This is a genomic window from Proteocatella sp. QWL-06, assembly GCF_058684135.1.
In genome coordinates this window covers 770,224-791,848 of record NZ_CM178755.1, presented here as the reverse complement: position 1 = coordinate 791,848, position 21,625 = coordinate 770,224, and the positions used below count along the sequence as shown (strand labels likewise).

Genomic DNA, 21,625 nt, shown 5'->3' with positions numbered 1-21,625 from the left:
ACATATTAACACATAAGGTGTCCATTAAAACGGACAGTGCGCGTTTAATTAAACTTTTTTCTACATAATTCCTCTATATATTCCCTTTTCGCAATCTGGCGCAACCACTCTTCAGGAATATTCTCATATCCGTAATAGAGTCCGGCAAGACCTCCTGCAACAGCGGCAACCGTATCCGTGTCTTCGCCCAGGTTGACCGACTTTAGTACACAGTCTCTGTAGCTGTCAGTGTTCAGAAAGCACCATAGCGCGGCTTCAAGCGTGTGGACTACATAGCCGCTGCTTCTTATCTTGTTCTCCGGAGTTTTTTCAAATCCAGCTTCCAGAATCCTTCTGTATGAAAAAAGCTCTTCTTCGTATCCCTGCCTGCATATATAATGCTCTGCTGCGCGCCTTATACCCGCTGATACAGCCTGATTTCTGTCCATTCCTGCAGCAATCTTATTTGCAACGCAAAGGTACAATCCGCAGGCAATCTTGCTTCGCTTGTGTGCATGAGTAAGCGAAGACACATCATGGATTACGTCAAAGGCCTTATCTTTCTCATAAAAATCCAGTCCATATTCAGACTGAATATAAAACAGCAGAGGAAGTATCCTCATAAGGGAGCCGTTGCCGTTGTCGTGCTCTCCTTCTCCGCCGCATCTGAGTGGCTCTGTTCCTTCAATGAATCGGCATATTGCCTGCCTCGTTGAAACTCCTACATCAAAGACTTCTCCGTGAGGCGTATAATCTGCCCTTGTCATCCACTTTTGGAATTTTGACATTATGTCGTGATAGTCAAGACCTTCTGAGAGACTGTCAAGCATGCAGAGCGTCATGCTTGTGTCATCTGACCATGTCCCCGGGGGCATATTGTACGTTCCGTATCCACGCATTTCCGTAACCGGATTTATCATTATATCTTCTCTTGTCATAAACTCTACCGGAACGCCGAGCGCGTCAGCAACGCAAAGTCCCATCACTGCATCAAGGATTCTGTTTTTCTTTTCCATAAAGATCTCCTCCTGATAAGTTATTTGCAAGAATTCAAAAATCTATGTTCTTACACTACATCTTCAAGTTCTTCATAATCTTCATCATTATCATAATATGTTTCCTGATCCAATTCATATGAAACAGGAATAATACCATTTTCAATTATATCCAAGCTCTGCCTGAATTCTTCCGCTAACATAGTCTTTTTGAATTCTGCGCTTATGTCTATTTCATTCACTAATTCTTCAAGCTCATCAATAGAAGCCTTAAAGAATTCTTTTCTTAGATTGACCATATTTACACGTTTACTGTTTAATCTCTGATGTAATTCCTGTTCAAGTTTGACTGCATCATTTGAAAAAATCATGCTGTGAATATCAAATGAAAACGGCACGCTTGCGCTGCTAAGCTCTTTTATTCTATCCGTAGGTTCTAATCTTCTTGTCATACCTATCTTAAATACGTCCTCACCAAATGAACCCAGATTTGAAATAATATACACACTTCCTGCTTTTCCATTTTGCAGATTAACTATTTCAGATTTTTTATTTTCAATATCCTGGATTTGCTTCTCCAGTTCATTTATTCTTTCACTTAGCTGTTTCCTTCTTTCTTCATCTGCAGATTCTAATTGTTCTTTTATCTTGTCTATTTCACTGATAAATTTTGATTCCTCTTTATCCAGCTGTTCCTGCTGTCTCTTTAGTTCTTTTCTTTCTTCGGCCTCCTGTCTAAGCTGTTCTCTTATAGCCTGCTGTTCCAGACGTGCCTGTTCTTTCTTAATGTAATATTCATATTCAATCTTTACCGCATTGCTGAAAAGATGCTCTATCTCTCCAATGAATTTGACCATAGTAGGTGCTATACTCTGATTCCCGTCTGTAGCGAGCTTAAGATATTTTCTTGATATTTCAGAAACGTGATTAAGAGCAATCGATAATTTATCGTACTTCAAATTATAAAGTACATTCTGTAATTCCGCTCTAAGGGCAATTACCATTAGCTTAAATATTGTAGCATTGGATTTTGTAGTATACCTGTCTGAATATTTCTTTAAAACTTCATCTATGAGCTTGTTGTTTTCATTAAAGGCTTTTCTCAGAGACTTTAAGTCCATACAGTTTAATTTTAGTATGACAGTAGGAGAAAGTTCCTCCGCCTCATCAGATATATGATCAGGTAAAATAAGGCTTTCAAATTGAAATTCTTTGACCGTATAATTATTTATAGTGTTTTCCATGCCTCTATATATCTCTTTTATCTTCCTTAATTTATTTTCCTGAGTGGCACATGATTTATTATACTTCTCGTATGCATCTTTTAACCGGATAACTTCATCGGAATAATAACCTCTGTTCTTAGAAATCTCCTGTATTTCTCTGTCAGCATGAGCCTTCGCATCATCAACAATTTTCTGCCATTCAGATTGCCTGTTTAATATAAGTTTGTCCAAGTTTGATATTTCATCTTTTTTCTTTTTGTCGAGACTTTCCCATTCTTCAATTTTCTTTTTTTCATAAGCTTCAATTTCAGCTTTTTTTGTGGTTATAAGTTTTACAAGACCATTTTCTTTTTTCATGTATCCATATAAGTTGTATGATAAAATAGCAATTATTATAATCCATATTATATCCATTGAGTTTCTCCTTTAATAAAAACATTCAATAAAGCAGTTAACAGTTTAATTATTCTCATTTGAAGTTATTTGAAAATCTTCTTCAAAAGCGAAAAAATATCAAACGACGTCCTGGTGTAAACCTTGTTATATGCATACTTTTTAGGATCACGTACCCATCCGTATCCCCTGGGCATTTTTATTCCGGCTCTGTGAACTATCTGCCTTTTAATACTCGTTCTCGCTTTTACCCTGCCTCTAAGGCTCGGTTTTCTCATTCCAAACTTCATGTTCTTCCCCTCTCTCAAACTTTCATAACTGCAATCAAATCCATCTCATGATATAATGATAACATATCTTGTGTACAATAAAACGGACAGTGACAGAGACAGGAGAAGAGAATGGAGCTTATTATCGCAGATTCCAAAAAACTGAAAAAAGAGCTACTTGGATTTTACAGATCTCAGTACCATGGAAACGAGCTTAGAAGAGACTCTCTGTCAGGGCTTCTTGAGGGAATACTCTATGATAAATCGGTCATGTGCCGCTCAGTGGATACTCTTCCTCTCATGGTCAAAGACGAGGGAAATATAATAATGTGCTGCGTGCTTGCAAGAGCCTCAAGAATGAAGGAATATCTGCAGATAAGCTTTTTTGAATCCAACACATACAGCAATGAGGCATTCGAGCTGATATACGCACAGGCTCTTAATACAGCTCAAAAGTGGAGCACGAAGAAAATCTGTGCCTCGCTCAACATACACGTAAACTACGGCCTCGGGTTTCTCTCTGATTCATACGACAGGCCTCAGAGCTTTGGGATGGCGCATAACGATGAATTCATACACAGGTATTTCAGGGAGCATGGCTTTGATGAGATTCCCATGGTCACGTTCTTCAAGGATATGAAGAATGATTTTTCACTGCTCGATGACAGCATGAGAAAAAGGCTCTCCGGAAGGTACACGGTAAGGACTGCCGATCTCAAAAATATTGAGCGCGAAGCCCTGATATATACCCGGCTAAACAACGATGCATTCAGCGACCATCTCTTTTACTACAGCAGGGACGAAAAGGAAGACCTCGAGCTTTTCAGGGACCTGAGCTTTCTGATCAGAAACGAGAATCTACTTTTCGTTCTGAAGGACGGGATCGAAGTCGGCTTCATGCTCTGGTATCCTGATTTTCACGAGCTCATGGGCCAGCGAGAAACAGTCGGCCTCAGGACGGTAATAAAGACCGCAATGAAAAGAAACAGCCTGAGAAAATTCAAGATCGTGGAGATGGGCGTCATAAAGGAAGAACAGAAAAAAGGCGCGATCCTTGCACTTTTTGACTTCTGCCTTAGCCTTACAAAAGGAAGATACGATTCCTTTGAATCCGGATGGGTGCTGAAGGAAAACTACCTCTCAGGCAATTTTGGATACAGATGGGCGGACGGAGTTTCAAAAACCTACTCGGCATATGTAAAGGAGCTTTAGGGTGAAATCATACAAAAGCATTGCAGATATAAAGTATTCAGACACAGAAAATTTCAACATGGAGCGTTTCGGCTTGGAAGACGACGTCAGGGACCTCCTGCTTCTTCTGGAAGAAGTCAATCCCTGCAGCCAGAGATACTACATAAAAAATAACACACTTCTCGTCACCTACATGCACAGGCTGAATCTATTAAACTTTACAAAAAAATTCAGGCTGACCCTGCCTGTAAGGATTGCCGCCATGCCGGTCTCTATCGAACTGCCAGGCGTATTCGGGAGCATGGATGATGCCCTTGGGGTTATAAGGGAACTCAAAGGCCTTACCCTCATACTAAACAGCGATACAGAGCTGCCCGGCGGAGGATGCACTCTCTCTAGCTTCGTTTTCCAAAATGAGTTCACGGATTTTGAAGACTACATGAATTCTCTGAGAAGCAGCTACAGAAGGAGAATAAGGACTGCGCTTGAAAAAGGAAGTGACCTGCATATATCGAGGATTGAAGTCTCTGATTTCAGTGAGACTCACTATGACCTCTACCGCAGTGTTTATGAGCGCTCAGGAAACAAGCTGGAGCTTTTGCCAATCGAGTTCTTCAGAAAGTGCGGCGCTGAGATTTATGAATTCAGAGATCCCCGCAATGACCTTCTGGCCTTCGTGCATCTCCTCGAGAGTAAAAATGAGCTCATGTTCCTGTTCTGCGGCTTCAGGGAAGAGGACGTGAAAAGCTGCGACATCTACATGAACATGCTCCTCTTCATACTGAGAGAAGGCATCAGGAGAAGCTCAAATGCCATAAATTTCGGGCAGACATCTGAGGAAACCAAATCAAAGCTCGGCTGCGAGGAGGTTAAAAAATACCTCCATATTCATCACAGCAATCCGATCATAAACTGGATACTCCAGAAGATGACCCCGAATTTTTCATATAAAGGATATCCCTGCAGACACAGGGTATACAAGGAGAAGTCATGACCGTATTTCTTGAAAAAGTAAGGCAGAAGACCCTGTTTTCAGCCTTCGAGCCCATAATAACGGAGCCGCTTGAGCTCATATACCTGCAGACCGTGCTTTCACAGGAAGAGGTACCTTCATACATAATAGATCCGCTCTTTGATGTGAAGGCCCCTGAAGCAGTAATCCCTGATCTCATAATACTGACCGGATACAACGTCGCAGAGGATCTCATAATAAAGATGGCACGGCGGTGGAGAAAGACATTTCCATCTGCAAGCATAATGGTCTCAGGAATCCACGCCCAGCTCAACCGCGAAGCATTTCAGGATGAAGCGGTCGACTACATTTTCTTTTCTCAGAGCCTGGAGACCTTCAGAGGGTTCATCAGGAGCTTCATGAGAGGAGAGGCTTTTCACAAGGGAGTTGATGTTTTTTATATTGAGTCCGATGTATCAGGCAGAGAAAAAGGCATCTGGATAAATGGAGAGCAGGACATCCTCGAAAAGGCAGAAGGCATAGTTCCTGACAGGGAGTTTTTCGAATCCGTAAAAAACAGGACCAGGTACATAGACAAAAAATCACTGGCCCTCGTGAAGGGAGGCTCGGGATGTCCATACAGCTGCAGCTTCTGCTACTGCAGGCTTCTAAACAGTGGAAGGTATCTGCGGCCGGATTATGAAAAGCTGATGGAAGAAATAAATGCTATCGATGCAGAGCACATATGGATAATAGATGACAGCTTTCTCATAACGAGAGAAGATGCCCTTGATTTCATCCGCGCCTCAAGAAAATACAGCCATAATTACGGCGCCGGCAATGCTTGCACGACCGGCAGCGTAAGTACTTCCGGCAGTGCTAAAAGCCTGATTGCATATCTGCGGGCAGATTTTGTCGTAGAAAACGAGGACCTAATTCCAGAGCTGAAGAAGTGCGGCCTGAGCGAGATAATAACAGGATTCGAGTCTCCATCTGAAGATACCCTGAAGAGCTACAACAAGGGTCAGAGCTCCGGCATCTACCAGAAGCTCACAGAAATACTGAAAAGAGAGGATATAGAGCTCACAGCCCTCTTCATAGTCGACCCTCAGTACAGCGTAAGCGACTTCATCAGGCTCTTCAGATACATAAAAAAACTCGGCATAAGCCTCTATACCCTGTCCATCATGACTCCGCTGAGGGGCACACCTGACTACGAGCACAAAAAGCATATGCTGACTGATTCAGATCCGAAGAAATTCGACTTCCTTCATCTGGTGCTGCCGTCAAGGCTTCCGAAGTGGCTCTTCTATGCCCTTTTCTACGCAGGGCACCTGAGGCTGCTCAAATCAAAGAGAATAAGAAAGATGATAAGAGGATTGTTATGGAAAGGCAAGAGAGGATTGATATGAAAAAGAAAATATGGGATTTCTGGTCCAGAAGATACAGCTCGCTCTGGGTACAGAAATACTCGCTAGGACCTACGAGAGAAAAAGTAAAATATATTGTAACGGATTTTGCAAGCCTGCCGGAATCGCTGGGCCATGAGGACTCCGAGCCCGCTCAAGCTGGATTCAGCCTTCTGGATATCGGCTGCGGCACCGGAGAGCTCCTCTATGACCTGAGAGATGTACCCGGAATCAAAAGATCCGGCCTCGACTTTTCAGAAGGCATGATAAGAGAATCTGAAAAAAAGAATCCGGATGTAACGCACTACATAATGGACGTGAGAGAGCTGGAGGCAATTGAAGAGAGATTTGACATCATAACCTGCACCCACTCTCTTCCGTACTATCCTTCAAAAAGAGAGACTCTTGCCAAAATATCCAATCTGCTGGAAAAAGACGGACGCGCCGTATTTGCCTTTGCCAGCGGAAACAGCCTTCTGGACAGAATCATCCTGATGTTCGTAAAGCTGACAACAGGCCCCGCATCATACCCCGGCGACAGAGAGTTCAGGGAGCTTACTCAGGGAATATTTCACATAGAAAAAAGAGAGGTAATAAAGCTACGGCCATATATGCCGACAATAGCTGTTTACTCTCTAAGAAAGGCAGGATTATGAAGGTACTACTGATAAGGCCAAAGCCGGACAGCGAAACTATCGGGCTTCAGCATGTAATGATATGCGAGCCTCTCGAGCTCGAATACCTGGTCTCAAATGTCCCCGAGGACCTGAGGAACCGAACCGATGTAAAGATATATGACTTCATTCTTGAAAAAAAGAGCTTTGAGCAGGTGCTAGAGCTTGAAAAGCCTGACCTCGTGGCGTTCACAGCCTACATAACCCATGTCGGCACCGTAAAGAATCTGGCAGCAATGGCAAAGCGATTTGACCCCAATATATTCACGGCAGTAGGAGGAGTACATGCGGAGGTCGTCGGAGATGATTTTGAAGATGAACACATAGATTTCGTGTACAGGAAAAACGGCATAGACGGATTTAATGAGACCCTGTCCGGAATCCTGAGTGGCCATGACAGAGACCAGATAAAAAGCGCTATTGAGATGATAGAACAAAAGCCCTTCAGATGCGACTACAGATACCCTGACAGGCAGGCTGTAAACCGTTACCGGAGCAGCTACTACTACATGTTCCACAACCCCTGCTCCCTCATCAAGACATCGTACGGATGCCCCTATGACTGCAGCTTCTGCTTCTGCAGGGAGATCACTGAGGGGAAATACTTCGCAAGAGACATGGAGGATGTAGTCTCAGAGATTTCGGGAATAAAGGAGAAGGAGATATACATAGTGGACGACGACTTCCTGTTAGGGGAAGAAAGGCTCAGAAAATTCATCTCCCTGATAAAGGAAAAGAGGATAGATAAAAACTACCTCGTGTACGGCAGGGCTGATTTTATAGCAGCAAACAAAGAGCTGATGAGAGAGCTGAGACATGCCGGCCTGAGATCGGTAATCGTAGGCATTGAATCCATCAGGAAAAAGGACCTTCAGAGCTACAACAAGAGGACCACGGTCGAGATGAACGAGCGCTGCATAGAGATCCTCAGAGAGCTTGACATAGAGCTCTATGCCACGATGATCCTTCCGCTGGATTTCACGAAAAGCGACTTCAGGGACCTTGCAAACTGGCTCACAAAAATGAAGGTGGCCTTTGTCAATCTTCAGCCGCTCACCCCGCTTCCCGGCACGGATATATTCAGCGAATATGAGGACAGGCTTCTCGTTTCAAGGACCGAGTACGAAAAATTTGATATGGCCCATGTGATCCTTGAGCCAGAACACATGAGCGTCAGACAGTTCTATATACAGATACTGCTGAGCTACTACAGAGTCGTCATGAGACCGGCGAGCACCTTAAAGATGCTCAGGAAATATGGCCTTAAAGAAAACATAAAGATGCTGATCGGCAGCCAGAGAGTGAGCCTTCAGTATATGAAGAAGATAATAAGAGGTTGATATGAAAAAAATGCTGCTTATACAGCCAAGCCCCTACGAAAAAGAAGGAAAGGTCATAAAAAAGAAGAAGCTCTACTTCACAGGACTTGCCCTGCCGCTCCTCGCCGCCCTGACTCCGGATGACTGGGAAACAGAGCTCATTTACGAGGTCATCGAGGACGTTCCCTTTGACACGGACGCAGACCTCATAGGAGTAAGCACCATGGGCCATGGCGTGATAAGGTCCATAGACATCGCAAAGGAATTCATGAAAAAAGGAAAGACCGTCATACTCGGAGGCTACATGGCAAGCATAATGCCGGAGGAGGCCGTGAAATACTGCGATTCTCTCATCATAGGAGATGCAGAGCTCGTATGGCAGCAGATGCTGTCTGACTTTGAAAACGGTGAGCTGAAGAAGACCTACGAAAAACCACTCGAAGGCAGCTGGTACTCCACCCCTTCCCCACGGTTCGACCTGCTTGAGGGCAAAAATCTCGGAGACTTTCTTCCCGTCCAGGCAGGAAGAGGCTGCCCCAACTCCTGCAGCTTCTGCTCCGTATCATGCCTCTACAGCGGAAGATACGTAAAGAGGCCGCTCCCCGAGGTCATAAGAGACATAGAGCAGATCAAGTCCCTCGGATACAAAAAGATACTCCTTCTTGATGACAATATATTCTCAGACAGAAAGTACCTGGACAGCCTGCTCGATACCCTGATAAAGCTCGACATAAGCTGGATGAGCCAGTGTGAGATAACGATCGGAAAAGATGACGAGCTTCTCGAAAAACTGCAAAGGAGCGGCTGCACGACGCTGAGCTTCGGCCTTGAGAGCATTTCAAGAGAAAGCCTCATATCCATGGACAAGGGCTGGGCAGTGCCGGCAGAATATGACTTTCTGATCCAGAACATAAGAAATCACGGGATTGACGTATCCACAGAGATGGTGGTAGGAGGAGAGGGCGATACATTTGAGTCGATAAGGATGACAAAGGACTTCATCGAGAGAAACAAGATCTCGGTGCCCCGTTTCTATATCCTCACTCCATTTCCCGGGACCAGGTTTTTTGACCAGATAAAGGAAGAAGGCCGCCTGGTGAATCATGATATATATTCATACGACGGCACATCCGCAGTCTACAGGCCAAGGAACATGACTCCTGATGAGCTCACTCAGGCATACTGGGAGCTCTACAGCGAGCTGTTCACTATAAAGTCTATAATAAAGAGAAATATCTTAAGAAAAGAGATGCTGAAGACTCCAGCGAGATGCATCTTCAACATGGGCGTTAACCTCTATTACAGAGATCAGATAAAAAGAAGTATAACGCCGAACATATTCTAGATGCGCGCAAGGCATTTTTTGCGTGACTTATATATTTTGATTCTAAGGGAGGTATCCATGAGAATACTTTTAGTAAGGCCGCCAAGGATAAAGCAGGCCATCACCGTGAGCAACTTCATGTTCTCAGAGCCTCTCGGACTAGAGATGATTTACGGCGTTTTCAGTAGAGAGCATACCGTCGAGATATTTGACATGATGGTCGAGGAAATTTCAATTGAAGAGAAAATAGACAGCTTCAGGCCGGACATGATAGGCCTCACGAGCCTCTGCATAGACGTGCTCAAGGTGAAGGATCTCTGCAGGAGAATCAAAGAACATGACAGCAAAATCCTGACATTCGTCGGAGGAACCCAGGCACTTCTCTGCCCGGAAAGTTTTTTCGACCCAGACATAGATTATGTATTCAATTATACGACAGAAGAAAACCTGCTCAAATTCGTGAATGGAAATCATATGAACGACTGCGGGGATTACGCAGCTGGCTGTGCTTGCATAGAGGGTGTTTACCAGAAGAGGAACTCCTTTAAGGATAAATTTCCAGAATGCCGGAATCAGTACCTGCTACCGGATCGTACCAGCACTGAGAAATACAGGATGCACTACTCGTATTTCGGATACCGCCCCGCCGCCATAATGGAGTACGGAGTCGGGTGCGAAAGCAGATGCAGCTTCTGCCTGAGATGGAGGATTGAAGGCTATAAGGAAACTGAAATAGACAAAGATATCACTATAGAAGATCTGAAAAGCATAAAGGAAGACACTATAATGTTCATAGACAACGACTTCCTCGCAAACAGGAAGAAGCTCGAAGGTTTTTTAAATCTCGTTAAGGAACTGGACCTCAGAAAGAACTACATAGTCTACGGATCCGTAAAAGGCGTGCTCAAAAACAGAGACCTGCTGAGTGAATTCAGGGACCTCGGGCTAAAGGCAGTGCTGATCGGCTATGAGACCTTCAGAGATGACGAGCTGCAAAGCTACAACAAGGACATAAGCGCAAATGCAAATCTTGAGGCCGCCGAGCTTCTTCGAGAGCTGAAGATTGACGTCTGGGCATCCTTCATGGCGCATCCTGACTGGACTTCAGATGACTTCAGGAAATTCAGGAAATATATAAAAAAGCTCAGACCTCAGATAACCACCATAAACCCGCTGACCCCCTTCCCCGGGCTTCCTATGTATGAACAGTACCGAGACAGGCTTCTCTTCAAAAAGGAAGATTACGAAAAGTGGAGCTTCGGGCAGCTCATAATAAGGCCGTCAAACATGAGCATAAGGAGATATTACTACGAGCTCATGATAACGTATCTGTACGTAAACCTGTTCATAAACGGCAACACCGACATGCTGAGAAAATACGGAGCCTCAAATATGCTGAGGATCGCAGTCGGAGCCGTAAAGGCTTCGAGAAACTATATACGACTTATGTTTAAGGGATAAGAAGATAATCTTCTTGTTTTCTATCACTCGTTGTGTTAGAAAGTGTTAGAAAAATCCACCATTTCGCAAAAATACGCTCTTTGGGCGTAAGCCTTTTCAGGCCTGCAAATATGGTGGATTCTTTATTATATTTCCTGTGTCCGAAGAAGAGCATTCACTACCTGAGGATCAAATCTTGTCCCCGAGGCGGCTCTAATAATTTCAAGTGCCTCAGCTTTTCTTTCTTTAATCGATAAATGCATAACCTCATCTCTGTTAACAATCCTGTCATAGGCCTCTGCGACTGACAGTATGCGTGAAAGAAGCGGAATCTGCTCTCCTGTCAGGCCTCTCGGATATCCAGTTCCATCCCATCTCTCATGATGGCTGTAGACATACTCTGCAATATCCATAGTATCTTCGAACAGATTGAGTATCCTGTATCCGACCACGGCGTGCTGCCTTACGGCCTCAAGCTCATCCTCATTGAGCGATTCTGTCGCAAGCAGTTCATCATCAAGCACTATCTTTCCGATGTCATGAAGATATCCGGCTCTTTTCAGCTTGATTGTCTCATTTTGCGAAAGCCCAAGAGCTTCTCCCATTTTAACGCTAAGCATCGCAGTATCAGCCGAATGCTTCTTCTCTTCCGGATTTTTTGAGTGAATGGTATCTATTATTGTATCAATAGTTTCCCTGCTTATAGATTTCCGGTTGGCCATCTTGTCCTTGTACATCTTATTTTCCGCATTGGCCATTATCTCATCAAGCGACTGGTCAGGAGCCCGCTTTATATCAAGCCCGAGAGCTATACTGCATTTTATAGCCTTTACTCTGGCATCCATAAAATCATCTCTTATCCTGTCAATGACCTTCTGCGCATTATCCTGAGTTGTCGAAGGCAGAAGTATAATGAATTCATCTCCGCCCACTCTCGCAACCACGTCATTATGCCTGCAGGCCATCTGGAGGATCTCAGCTGACTTCATTATAAGCTCGTCACCGGCGGCATGGCCGAATATGTCGTTTGTCATCTTAAGACCGTTGATGTCCGCAAATATAACGGCCAGCGGTAGATTGTCCTCATTGTCGACAAGCACTTTGTTGTCTTCAAAGCACCTTCTGTTGTGAAGTCCTGTAAGCGTATCATGACAGCTCAGGTATTTCACTTCAGCTTCACTTCGCTTTCTCTCCGTGATATCCATAAAGGTTACCACGGCTCCTATGATCTCTCCGTCTCGAATCTGAGGATATGAAAAATATTCCGCATCGAAGCACGTTCCATCTGCGCGCCAGAATACCTCGTCATTAATATGTGCGCCTTCGCCCTGTATATATGCTTTGAAAATCCTGCACTCATCAGAAGGTATGGCAGTTCCGTCCTTCTTTGAATGGTGGATTAGCTCGTGCATGTCTTTTCCAAGAAGATCAGACTGATCGCTGTAGCCAAGCATCTTTATGCAGCTCGCATTGCAGAAAGTGCAGTTGCCCTCTGTATCGATTCCATATATAGCCTCAGCAGCAGAGTCAAGCACAAGTCGAAGCTGATTCTTGTTTTCTTCAAGACTCTGATTTGCCGACTCAAGCTCCTGCGTACGATTTCTTACCGTAGATTCCAGATGGTTAATTAAAAACTGAGTTTTGTCAGCCATATTGTTAAATGACTCAGAAATCCTTCCTATCTCGTCATTTCTCAAAATCTCCACACGCCTGTCCATATCGCCTGAAGAAAACTCTTCAGAGGCTGAAAGCAGCTCCTGTACCGGTCTCATGACCTTTGCCATTAGAGAGTTGTAGAAAATAAATGAAACAATGAGCGAGATGACTGCAAGCATTATCGTAAGACGTATGCTGTTTTCAACAGGCGCAATCAGATAGTCCTCCGGCATTGCGGATACAACCACCCAGTCAAGGCCCGGAAGATTTATCTCATCTACATTTATATACAGCCCATCTTCTGTCCCTTTGTAAAAGAACTCGGGTTCAGGCTTTTCTTTGTACTGCAGCCAGGCGCGCTGCATGTCACTGCCTTCAAAACTGATATCTGCCAGCGAATTGCCAACAAGCTCACCAGAGCTTTTTTCAATAATAACGGCATATCCTTTATACTGGCTTACTATGTCCTCCAGATAGGAATCGATATTTCCAAGCAGGACATGAGTGCCAAGAATGCCCTCAAGCTTTCCTTGTTCGTCATATACCGGGCAGGCATAGGATACTGTCATGTCATCCATGATAAAATGCTTGTAGATCGGTGAAAATGTCGGATTTCCAGACTCAGCGGCCGCTTTATACCAGTTTCGGGTCCTCGGGTCAAAAAGTCCGGCCTTAAGAATCAGCTCCCCTGCGGTAAGGTCTTCTTTTGCCGTATAATACCACGAGTTTCCACCTGTAGATGCATCGTTTCTCATTATCTCTATTTCCCAGTCTTCATTTCTCCTGGCTCCGTAGTATTCACCGTCTGACGTTCCATAACTGAAGCTGTATATTTCATCCTCATATGAGCTCAGAACCCCGGCAAAAAACCTGTCTCTGATTCTTCCATCTCTAATGTCGATTATATCATTTGCAATTAGCTTGTGATTAGATTCGTTTATCTGTTCAGGTAAATGAAGCAGTGAATATATCTGATTATATATATGCACATTCATTTCTGAGGCCATGCTCTCAGTGGTATTTTTTGCAGAAGAATACCATCCCGAAAAAACAAGATATCCGATTCCGCCAACAGTCATTAGCATCGCCGCCATAAAAACCGTTATCAGAAGCCTTCTTATCGATATACTTTTTCTGTGTTCTTTCATAGAATCTTACCTCTCAGAATATCAATAGCTGCATCTTCATCAAGTGGCCTGCTGACAAGATATCCCTGTATCTTATCGCAGCCGTGTTCCTTAAGGTACTGCTTCTGCTCTTCATATTCGACTCCCTCAGCTATGGCGCAGTGCCCCAGCTTGTGAGCCATAGATATTATATCCCCTGTTATAGCTCTCTCGTTTCCAACCTCAAGCAGCCTGTCTATGAAATACTTGTCTATCTTGAGGCAGTTCACTTCAAGCTCCTTTTCTCGGGCCAGAGAAGAATAGCCTGTCCCAAAGTCATCTATCGCAACATGCACCCCTCTGGACTGAAGCCTTCTTATTATAGCGTTTATGTCATCATAATCTGCAGAAAATACAGACTCCGTGATTTCTATGCCCACCTTGTCAGAATCTACGCCCATCTCATCGATGAGTCCAAACAGTCTGTCTGCAAATTCCGGTCTGAGAAGCTGTATGGCCGATACATTTATCGAGACGCTGAGCGAATCAAAACCTTCAGCCTTAAGTCTGTTAAGGAAATTAAAGGCATCGATCATGACTCTCTCGCCAATCGGAATTATAAGCTTTGTCTTTTCTGCAACAGGAATGAATTTCAAAGGCGAAACAAACCCAAGCTTTTCCGTTTTCATTCTTGCAAGAGCTTCAAACCCGCATATCGAATCCGTCTTTACATCCAGAATAGGCTGGTACTGAAGATACAGCTCCTTCGAACTTTCATCAGCTGCAATCCTTGACAGTTCCTGCCTTATATCACCCTCTCGATTTATCGCGGCCTCGAGCTCATCATCATAAAAACAGAAGCTAAAGTCCCTTCCATATCTATCCACAGGCTTTTCTGAAGCGATGAGAAGCCTTTTCAGAATGACATCTATATCCTGTTCATTCTGGTCTGCCATCTCGAGTATTCCTATGCCGCCGCCCACTCTGTCAGTCACGAAAAGAGCCTCAAGCTCGTCTGCTATAGCCTCGCTCAGATCGATAAGCTCCTTCTTATCCTTATATTTCTTGATATATAATACAAATCTGTTTTCAAAGGTATTGAACAGCATACAGTCATCAGAACTGAATTTATAAAGGGTTTCAGCGGCTTTTTTTATCAGAATCTGCGTATAATGAAATCCATAGTTTGCTGTAAGCAGCTGGACTGTACTCAGATTTATGCTTATCAGCGCCCTGTTTTTCATATCCTGCTCAGCCACGTCTTTTTCAAGCAGCTTTTCCAGATAACCACGGTTGAAGAGACCCGTCCACCTGTCGTGCTCGTTAAGATATATCAGGTTTTCCTCTATATCTTTCTTGTCTGAAATATCAAGTATGATCCCTTCAATCGCCTCAACTTCTCCATTGTCACTGTATATTCCCTGCCCCATCTCGAGAACCCACTTGCGCTCCCCTGAGGCAGTCGTTATTTCATATTCATATCTGAAAGGCTCATTGTTTTTCAGAAGGCGGTTCCATTCATTCCATAAAAGCTCTCTGTACTGAGGTGAGATAATGTCGTTAAACGAAATTTCACTGTTATGAATCAGGCTATCGCTGCTATATCCTGTAAGATTGTAGCAACCGTCAGAAACAAACTGCATCGTCCAGTCCCGGTCAAAATTGCATCTGTAAGCCAAACCAGGCAGATGAGACAGCAGTACCGATTGCCTTCGCTCGACCTCGCTGAGCATTGCCTCAGCTTCTTTGCGCGATGTAATATCATCGATAAGGCAAAGATGCATGGAATTTCTGTCAGATATGCCATAAAGAGGAGATATTTTCATGTTGACCCATGCGGTAGAACCGTCCGGTCTTATGTAGCGCTTTTCCATTGTGTAGCCGTTTATATCTCCATTTACAAACTGCTTGAATTTTTTCAGATCTTCCTCAAGATCGTCAGGATGCGTGATGTCGGTCCAGCTGAGCTGTTCAATCTCGCTGCTGGTCCTTCCTACGATCTTCTCAAACATTGGATTTATATTGAAGTGAGCAAAATCCGACTGATCAGCAAAGCTCTTGTCCTTCATGATTGCCACTCCTACGGGAGCCTGATCAAACACGCTGCTGTAGAGCATCTCTCCGTATGCCAGTTTTTTGCTCAGTTCATTATTTCTCAAATGCTGAAACCTGACATAAAAAAGCGCCGAAGAAAGAATGAATATGAAAGCCACTATAAGAAAATCAGAAGCCATCCTGTCCCAGATATCAGCATACCACTGAGAAACATCATAATCCGTACCAAAAACGGCTATAACTTTGCCACTCACAGCATCCTTTACAGGGACCAGAGCACTTATCCATGTACCCCACCGGTCTGCCTCAGGCTTTGTAATGACAGTCTGACCCGACTCGAAGGTCTCAGCGAATATATCTGCTGCCTCTTCATAAAGCTGGCCGGGATGAGAATAACCCGCAGAGCCAAAAGCTTCTGAGTCAGCAAGTATTACTATGTTGCCATCTTTTTTCGTCATAAGATATGCAAATCTTATCGAATTGGCCGTTTCAACAAGCTCAGAAAGATTCTGCTTTATCATCTCGTATTCAGGAGTTCCTAAATCTTCACTGCTGCCTGAAAGCTCTTTTATATGCTCATAAGGTATAAATGTCTCTACTGATTCAGCCAGAGAAAGCGCCCTGGCAGAAGCTTCATTATTATATTTATTCCATGAATAAATTAGATATGTACTGCTCAAAAGTATAATTATTACAGCAAAAATAACTGACTCTCTTATAAGTCTCGTCATAAATAACCTCTTTCTAATTATGTTATTTTTCTGATATGTATAATATACCATATCTGTTATTTATGAGAAGATATTTTTTGCAGTTCAGGTAAACTTTTTTAATTATGAGCTTGACTGTGTTAACTTGTTTTATCAGAATATTGAATAGTTTTCCTTGAGCACGCAAACCCCAGGAAAATCCACAGCAGATATGCAAACATGAGAACTGTATTATTAAAAAATCCAACCGTGTAAAAACCGATTATAGAAACTGTTATTGGAAGATATATCCCCGATTCACTTATTCTTCCTGCAGACTTTTTTAATATAACAAAAACAAAGCTAATATAGACTAACAGGGAAGGTATCCCGCTGCTTACCGCAATATGAAGATATTCATTATGAGCCTTGCTGAAATATGCAGCATCGCTCAACTTGAACTTTGCAACAGTATCATGCTCAAAAAACATCATGAACACATCACCCAGATTATCTATACCTACCCCAAAAAGCGGATGCATTCCAATCAGCTCAATCACCCTCATCCATATATAAATCCTGTTTGAGCCTCCCATATATGAGTCTTCCGATCCGCTGAGAAGCTTAGACAAATCCACAAATATCGATAAGAATCTGAAGATAATGCCATTTTCAAATGACATTGAGTAAATAAGTATAAGAACCGCAGACACGGCAGTCAGGCGAACCATCTTCTTTTTAACAGATGCATTTTCTCTGTCAGTCCTCAGCTTCAGATATCCGTATGCGCAGAATCCCGCAAAAAAACCTATCCAGCTTCCTCTAGTGTTGCTGCACAACAGTGCAAAAAATAGAATGCAGTAAATCAAAAATCCAGATTTCATGTCCTTGTCAATATACAGGTAAGCCGCAAATGGAATAAGAAGGACCATATAAGTGCCCAGATGATTAGGGTTTCCCATCGAAGAAAATGCCTGAAGGGAAAGATTTTCCGGATACATATGCTTAGGCACAGGATCAAGTCCATACTTCTGCATTATTGCATGCAACGCAATAAGTACTGCAGAAGAAAGAATAAGCAGAATAAAGCTCCTGCTCAGCGAATTTGTCCTTCTGGCACACAGGAATATAACAAAATATACAGTCAAAGTAAGAAGTCCTTCAAATCTGTAAAATGATCCAAAAAGAGCTGTAACTCTGTCATAAGCGAAAATTACAGATGCGACCAGCAGCAGATAATATACAGCCAGCAATTTGTTTTCCGTATCAAACACCGCCGAATCAAAGATCTGCCTCCAGCACAGTATACCCGTCATGATAAGTATAATAAATACCACAATAAGAAAAACAAGCTTTGGAAAATACGGATTTAATATTCCGCCTATCGGCAGATATATCAGCGGAGTCACAGAAGCTGTAACAAGAACCCAGAATTTCAATATTTTGTTTAAATCCAATGGTGCATTTTTTTCTCTCATGCTGTACTCCTTAATAACTGTTAGATTTCGCCTTCAATGAACATCTTGTATGTTTATATCACCCTTTTCGCCCATTTCCGTGAACAGTCTGAAGCCCACTTTCTGGTTGATCTTTGTCAGAACAGCTCCAGGAATCTTTTTAATCACATTTTTATCTGCTATTTCCATAAAAACTCCCTGTTCTAATATATAAATTATTCTACAAAATTGAAATTGAATATATGACTTAATTATATCATACGAGATGTACATAAAAACGGACAATGATGAATTTTATGAACAAAAATCCCTGACACAGAATCGAAATTCTGATGACAGAGATTAATTAATCTTATGTTAGGATTTTATACTTAGCTGAAAGTGAAGTTATTCAATAAATACATTATCCATGTTTTATGCATAAAGCTCTTAATAGTGCTTGTTTTCGCTCTGTTTTCCCACTACTTTCTATGAGCATATAAGGTATAGTGGAATACCGTATGTATCCATCAGATAAGCTGATGAGCTACACAAAACTTGGTGCATCGGCGATGTAATGTTCTTACTATCCACACCTGGTTGAACTATAAATACTTTGTACTCCACCGAGTACAATTTGAGTTTATTTTTGATCGTAAATAGAGCTTGATTATCTCCCAACTCAAATCTTGAAGGATCATTTTTACGAATTCTATCACTTTCACGCTTCATCAAACGGTCAACTAACAATTTGGGATCGTTTATCCATTTAATACATTTTTCAGCTTGTCCGCAAACTACATATAGATCATTTACCCTTGACCCAGCTTGCTTTGCACCTGAGAATTTACAATGATAAAATTCAAGAAATAATCTTGCATTCGAATCATCTTCTTGTATTGCAATGACATCCGCCACTTCGCCTGAACCATCATCGTCAAATATAAGATTATACTTATTGCTACTTTTAAGTTCAGATATCAGCCTATATTGAATACTATCCTTTTTTTTGTTAAATCCTTGAGATTCTTTGCAAATGTCAACTTTACTCCAATCCCAGCTCATAATATTATGTTCTGAAAATATTGCAAGCGGACTATTCTTGAGTTTAACAAGCAAATTCCCTTCGATCGAAGACCCATCGACAAACCATATAATCGGCGGATTTTCACGAAAAAACTCTGTAAGATACATTTCTCTGCTTCGACTCAAGACTATTTTAATATTGGAGCCTCTCTTGTGTGAAATTGAAAAGTCATCTTTATTTATCTCTATGGTGAATTCTTCTATGAAATCTTCATTCCCAACATAGAAGGTAATTGGTGAAGTTTCATCAAAAGCTGTTAATCCAATATCTACAAGAAAGGGCCTCGCATCGTGGAGGCTTGTTTTTAACAGGATAGAAGCTCTCAATTCCGCTTCAATTTCAAGCGGAAAATCAATTCGATAAGGCACAACAGGCGGACGATTATGTATAACTTCTGGAACGAGAGCTCCGCTAAGAACAGCCTTTGTATCAATGATAGAATCCAAGATTTTAACTGCTTGTTTATCACACCAATTTTTCCAATAGTTTATTGTTTCAACCCATTTTGCCCAAATAGTACCCTTATATGAACAGCCGATACTTATATTGCTTCCATTTTCAAATCCTACGCCAAATAAATTTGACTTTGTAGCAGTACTTTTCGTTGCACTTGTAATGCCCTCTGCTACATCAACTCCAGCAAACATTCTGTACCTAATATGATGATTAGATACCGCAGTTTTTAGTCCTACAGTTGAGAGCATAAGGCGATTTATTCCTGACAGGCAGCGAAAAACATCTTCACCCACTATCCGCTTATAACTATAAAAAACAGCTTCTGCTAAACGGTCCGCTATACCTTTGTCTGTTGTATTTATAAAAAATACATTTTTTCTTTCGTCCCAATAAAGTATATGCAAATTCCAGTTTTCATCTGTAATATCTCTACAAGTAGTCCAATCCACATTACTTTTATTAAGTTCAGTTATTATCAGTATTTTCTCTTGCTCGTTTACAAAATGGTTACTACGTTCTTCATTGAAGACTTGGCTCCATCTTTGCCAATGCCAACTTTTTTCTGTCGTTGTGTACATAAACATACTGACTTTGGGTCTAATCTGATTAAGTGGTATTACTTCGGTCCCTGTAAACCCACGAGCCAGTTTTTGCAGTTCAATCTCACGTCCGATTTTTTCTTCGGAAGTAACTTTCAGTACCTTATTCCAATCTGCATCCTGAGAATATAACTCTTCCAGGGAATCATTTGTATCATCATCAACAATGTTCGCAACTACGGAAGCCTCGCCAAGGTTCTTCATTGTTCTAGCAAATCGTCCAATAAACTGCATCGTAATCGGCAGTGATTTATACTTATCATGAATCGCACAGATTTTCAATTGCGGAATATCTATCCCTTCGCTAAACATATCAACACAAATAATAACCTTCGCAATTCCATCAGTGACCTTTTTAAGAGCCATTTTGTTTTCTTTGGAAGAATTGCCGCTGATAATAAGAACCGGATTGTGCCTTACATAATGAGTTGAATATACTTTATCATACAATTCTTTAGCACGTTTCTGTGTTGATGCTCGCACTAACAGCAAATGAGGAAATCCCTTTGCAATATCTGACTCAAGAATTTCAACTGCTTTCTCAGCAACAGAGAAATCCTTCTTTTCACTATCAAACTCGTATACCGGATAAAAGTTTATAGGCTTAAAGTATCTGCGTTCCTGAGCGAGAAGGAGCGGAAAGTTATAAATAATATCTCCATCTATTTTTTTGCCGTCTTTACGAAAAGGCGTAGCGGTAAATTGTAGGCACTTCTTCTTATCAAATGATTTTTTTACGCGACTCCACGAACTTGCAGGAACATGATGTGCCTCATCAATTATAAGAACATCACAATTAGCTGATAATATTCTAAGATATTCATCACTAAAGTTTCCCGAATTCAGCAAAGACATAGTAGTGACAATAATATTACTTTTGTTAACCAACTCTTCCAATTCAGCTACATCTTTCGGTGAAGACATCAGACAGCCAAGTATTGGGTTACAAAAAGAATCATTAATTGCCCCTATTTCGCGCAGTTTTGTAAGAGTGCAAAAACGGTTTATTGTCTGTTTGCGTAATAGGTCACTTGGAACTATAACACAAGTCTTCCCAATGCATTCTGATACTACAGTTGCAATCATAACTTCGGTTTTTCCTGTACCCGTGGGCATAACAACTGTCGCTGAGGAAGCAGATACCGTCCAGTGTGATTTAATTGCGAACACTGCTCCCAATTGTGCAGAGCGAAATCCAACTTCATTTTCAGATTTTTCTTCAGGAAAACTGAATCGGTTTGCTGTCCAAGATAAGAGAATATTTTCTACAGTATCCCAATCTGAGGCTTTTGGGACGTGTGCAATGAAGTTTTTATCACCAATTTTTTGTTTGTCAAAAACCATTATTCAGCCCTCCTTGAAAGAAGAAT

General features: G+C 42.2%; 15 protein-coding genes. 7 read left to right on the top strand and 8 right to left on the bottom strand.

Going from position 1 to position 21,625, the window contains the following annotated elements; genetic code table 11:
- Nucleotides 1-44: 44 nt before the first annotated feature.
- The 3 genes from AC4PGZ_RS03665 to AC4PGZ_RS03655 all read right to left on the bottom strand — a co-directional run bounded on the left by AC4PGZ_RS03665 (nt 45) and on the right by AC4PGZ_RS03655 (nt 2,883).
- On the bottom strand, nt 45-995 hold the full coding sequence (locus AC4PGZ_RS03665) for an ADP-ribosylglycohydrolase family protein (RefSeq protein ID WP_492159693.1): 951 nt from the start codon (nt 993-995) through the stop codon (nt 45-47).
- A gap of 50 nt (nt 996-1,045) precedes the next feature.
- Nucleotides 1,046-2,614: a GIY-YIG nuclease family protein gene (locus AC4PGZ_RS03660; protein WP_492159692.1), complete on the bottom strand. Its 1,569-nt coding sequence runs from the start codon at nt 2,612-2,614 to the stop codon at nt 1,046-1,048.
- A 65-nt stretch (nt 2,615-2,679) separates the two neighbouring features.
- Nucleotides 2,680-2,883, bottom strand: coding sequence for a hypothetical protein (locus tag AC4PGZ_RS03655; RefSeq protein ID WP_492159691.1), 204 nt, complete (start codon nt 2,881-2,883; stop codon nt 2,680-2,682).
- A 111-nt stretch (nt 2,884-2,994) separates the two neighbouring features.
- Here AC4PGZ_RS03655 and AC4PGZ_RS03650 point away from each other — a divergent pair, with 111 nt between their 5' ends.
- Genes AC4PGZ_RS03650 through AC4PGZ_RS03620 form a run of 7 tightly spaced genes read left to right on the top strand, consistent with a single transcriptional unit; the run spans nt 2,995 to nt 11,192 of the window.
- A complete protein-coding gene (locus AC4PGZ_RS03650) occupies nt 2,995-4,074 on the top strand; it encodes a hypothetical protein (RefSeq protein WP_492159690.1) in 1,080 nt (359 codons plus the stop codon).
- 1 nt (nt 4,075) lies between these two features.
- Nucleotides 4,076-5,047: a GNAT family protein gene (locus AC4PGZ_RS03645; protein WP_492159689.1), complete on the top strand. Its 972-nt coding sequence runs from the start codon at nt 4,076-4,078 to the stop codon at nt 5,045-5,047.
- Complete coding sequence (locus AC4PGZ_RS03640) at nt 5,044-6,417, top strand: B12-binding domain-containing radical SAM protein (RefSeq protein WP_492159688.1); 1,374 nt, start codon at nt 5,044-5,046, stop codon at nt 6,415-6,417. The genes AC4PGZ_RS03645 and AC4PGZ_RS03640 overlap by 4 nt, the downstream gene beginning before the upstream one ends.
- The gene (locus tag AC4PGZ_RS03635; RefSeq protein ID WP_492159687.1) at nt 6,414-7,070 is read left to right on the top strand and encodes a class I SAM-dependent methyltransferase; all 657 of its coding nucleotides are present in this window, start codon (nt 6,414-6,416) and stop codon (nt 7,068-7,070) included. The genes AC4PGZ_RS03640 and AC4PGZ_RS03635 overlap by 4 nt, the downstream gene beginning before the upstream one ends.
- The gene (locus AC4PGZ_RS03630; RefSeq protein WP_492159686.1) at nt 7,067-8,428 is read left to right on the top strand and encodes a B12-binding domain-containing radical SAM protein; all 1,362 of its coding nucleotides are present in this window, start codon (nt 7,067-7,069) and stop codon (nt 8,426-8,428) included. The genes AC4PGZ_RS03635 and AC4PGZ_RS03630 overlap by 4 nt, the downstream gene beginning before the upstream one ends.
- Nucleotide 8,429: 1 nt before the next feature.
- The gene (locus tag AC4PGZ_RS03625; protein ID WP_492159685.1) at nt 8,430-9,752 is read left to right on the top strand and encodes a B12-binding domain-containing radical SAM protein; all 1,323 of its coding nucleotides are present in this window, start codon (nt 8,430-8,432) and stop codon (nt 9,750-9,752) included.
- 57 nt (nt 9,753-9,809) lie between these two features.
- The gene (locus AC4PGZ_RS03620) at nt 9,810-11,192 is read left to right on the top strand and encodes a B12-binding domain-containing radical SAM protein (RefSeq protein ID WP_492159684.1); all 1,383 of its coding nucleotides are present in this window, start codon (nt 9,810-9,812) and stop codon (nt 11,190-11,192) included.
- A 125-nt stretch (nt 11,193-11,317) separates the two neighbouring features.
- Here AC4PGZ_RS03620 and AC4PGZ_RS03615 read toward each other — a convergent pair whose 3' ends face one another.
- From AC4PGZ_RS03615 to AC4PGZ_RS03595, 5 genes are all read right to left on the bottom strand, one after another.
- On the bottom strand, nt 11,318-13,975 hold the full coding sequence (locus tag AC4PGZ_RS03615; RefSeq protein ID WP_492159683.1) for an HD domain-containing phosphohydrolase: 2,658 nt from the start codon (nt 13,973-13,975) through the stop codon (nt 11,318-11,320).
- Complete coding sequence (locus tag AC4PGZ_RS03610) at nt 13,972-16,719, bottom strand: EAL domain-containing protein (RefSeq protein ID WP_492159682.1); 2,748 nt, start codon at nt 16,717-16,719, stop codon at nt 13,972-13,974. The genes AC4PGZ_RS03615 and AC4PGZ_RS03610 overlap by 4 nt, the downstream gene beginning before the upstream one ends.
- A gap of 119 nt (nt 16,720-16,838) precedes the next feature.
- Nucleotides 16,839-18,155 (bottom strand): O-antigen ligase family protein, encoded by a 1,317-nt coding sequence (locus tag AC4PGZ_RS03605; RefSeq protein WP_492159681.1) that lies wholly within the window; start codon nt 18,153-18,155, stop codon nt 16,839-16,841.
- 33 nt (nt 18,156-18,188) lie between these two features.
- Complete coding sequence (locus AC4PGZ_RS03600) at nt 18,189-18,323, bottom strand: hypothetical protein (RefSeq protein ID WP_492159680.1); 135 nt, start codon at nt 18,321-18,323, stop codon at nt 18,189-18,191.
- 279 nt (nt 18,324-18,602) lie between these two features.
- On the bottom strand, nt 18,603-21,599 hold the full coding sequence (locus AC4PGZ_RS03595; protein WP_492159679.1) for a DEAD/DEAH box helicase: 2,997 nt from the start codon (nt 21,597-21,599) through the stop codon (nt 18,603-18,605).
- Between the last annotated feature and the right edge of the window lie 26 nt (nt 21,600-21,625).

What these genes read in the sequence shown, in the direction of transcription:
- AC4PGZ_RS03665 (WP_492159693.1), bottom strand. Translation starts at nt 995, where the DNA reads ATGGAAAAGAAAAACAGAATCCTTGATGCAGTGATGGGACTTTGCGTT.
- AC4PGZ_RS03660 (WP_492159692.1), bottom strand. Translation starts at nt 2,614, where the DNA reads ATGGATATAATATGGATTATAATAATTGCTATTTTATCATACAACTTA.
- AC4PGZ_RS03655 (WP_492159691.1), bottom strand. Translation starts at nt 2,883, where the DNA reads ATGAAGTTTGGAATGAGAAAACCGAGCCTTAGAGGCAGGGTAAAAGCG.
- AC4PGZ_RS03650 (WP_492159690.1), top strand. Translation starts at nt 2,995, where the DNA reads ATGGAGCTTATTATCGCAGATTCCAAAAAACTGAAAAAAGAGCTACTT.
- AC4PGZ_RS03640 (WP_492159688.1), top strand. Translation starts at nt 5,044, where the DNA reads ATGACCGTATTTCTTGAAAAAGTAAGGCAGAAGACCCTGTTTTCAGCC.
- AC4PGZ_RS03635 (WP_492159687.1), top strand. Translation starts at nt 6,414, where the DNA reads ATGAAAAAGAAAATATGGGATTTCTGGTCCAGAAGATACAGCTCGCTC.
- AC4PGZ_RS03630 (WP_492159686.1), top strand. Translation starts at nt 7,067, where the DNA reads ATGAAGGTACTACTGATAAGGCCAAAGCCGGACAGCGAAACTATCGGG.
- AC4PGZ_RS03625 (WP_492159685.1), top strand. Translation starts at nt 8,430, where the DNA reads ATGAAAAAAATGCTGCTTATACAGCCAAGCCCCTACGAAAAAGAAGGA.
- AC4PGZ_RS03620 (WP_492159684.1), top strand. Translation starts at nt 9,810, where the DNA reads ATGAGAATACTTTTAGTAAGGCCGCCAAGGATAAAGCAGGCCATCACC.
- AC4PGZ_RS03615 (WP_492159683.1), bottom strand. Translation starts at nt 13,975, where the DNA reads ATGAAAGAACACAGAAAAAGTATATCGATAAGAAGGCTTCTGATAACG.
- AC4PGZ_RS03610 (WP_492159682.1), bottom strand. Translation starts at nt 16,719, where the DNA reads ATGACGAGACTTATAAGAGAGTCAGTTATTTTTGCTGTAATAATTATA.
- AC4PGZ_RS03605 (WP_492159681.1), bottom strand. Translation starts at nt 18,155, where the DNA reads ATGAGAGAAAAAAATGCACCATTGGATTTAAACAAAATATTGAAATTC.
- AC4PGZ_RS03600 (WP_492159680.1), bottom strand. Translation starts at nt 18,323, where the DNA reads ATGGAAATAGCAGATAAAAATGTGATTAAAAAGATTCCTGGAGCTGTT.
- AC4PGZ_RS03595 (WP_492159679.1), bottom strand. Translation starts at nt 21,599, where the DNA reads ATGGTTTTTGACAAACAAAAAATTGGTGATAAAAACTTCATTGCACAC.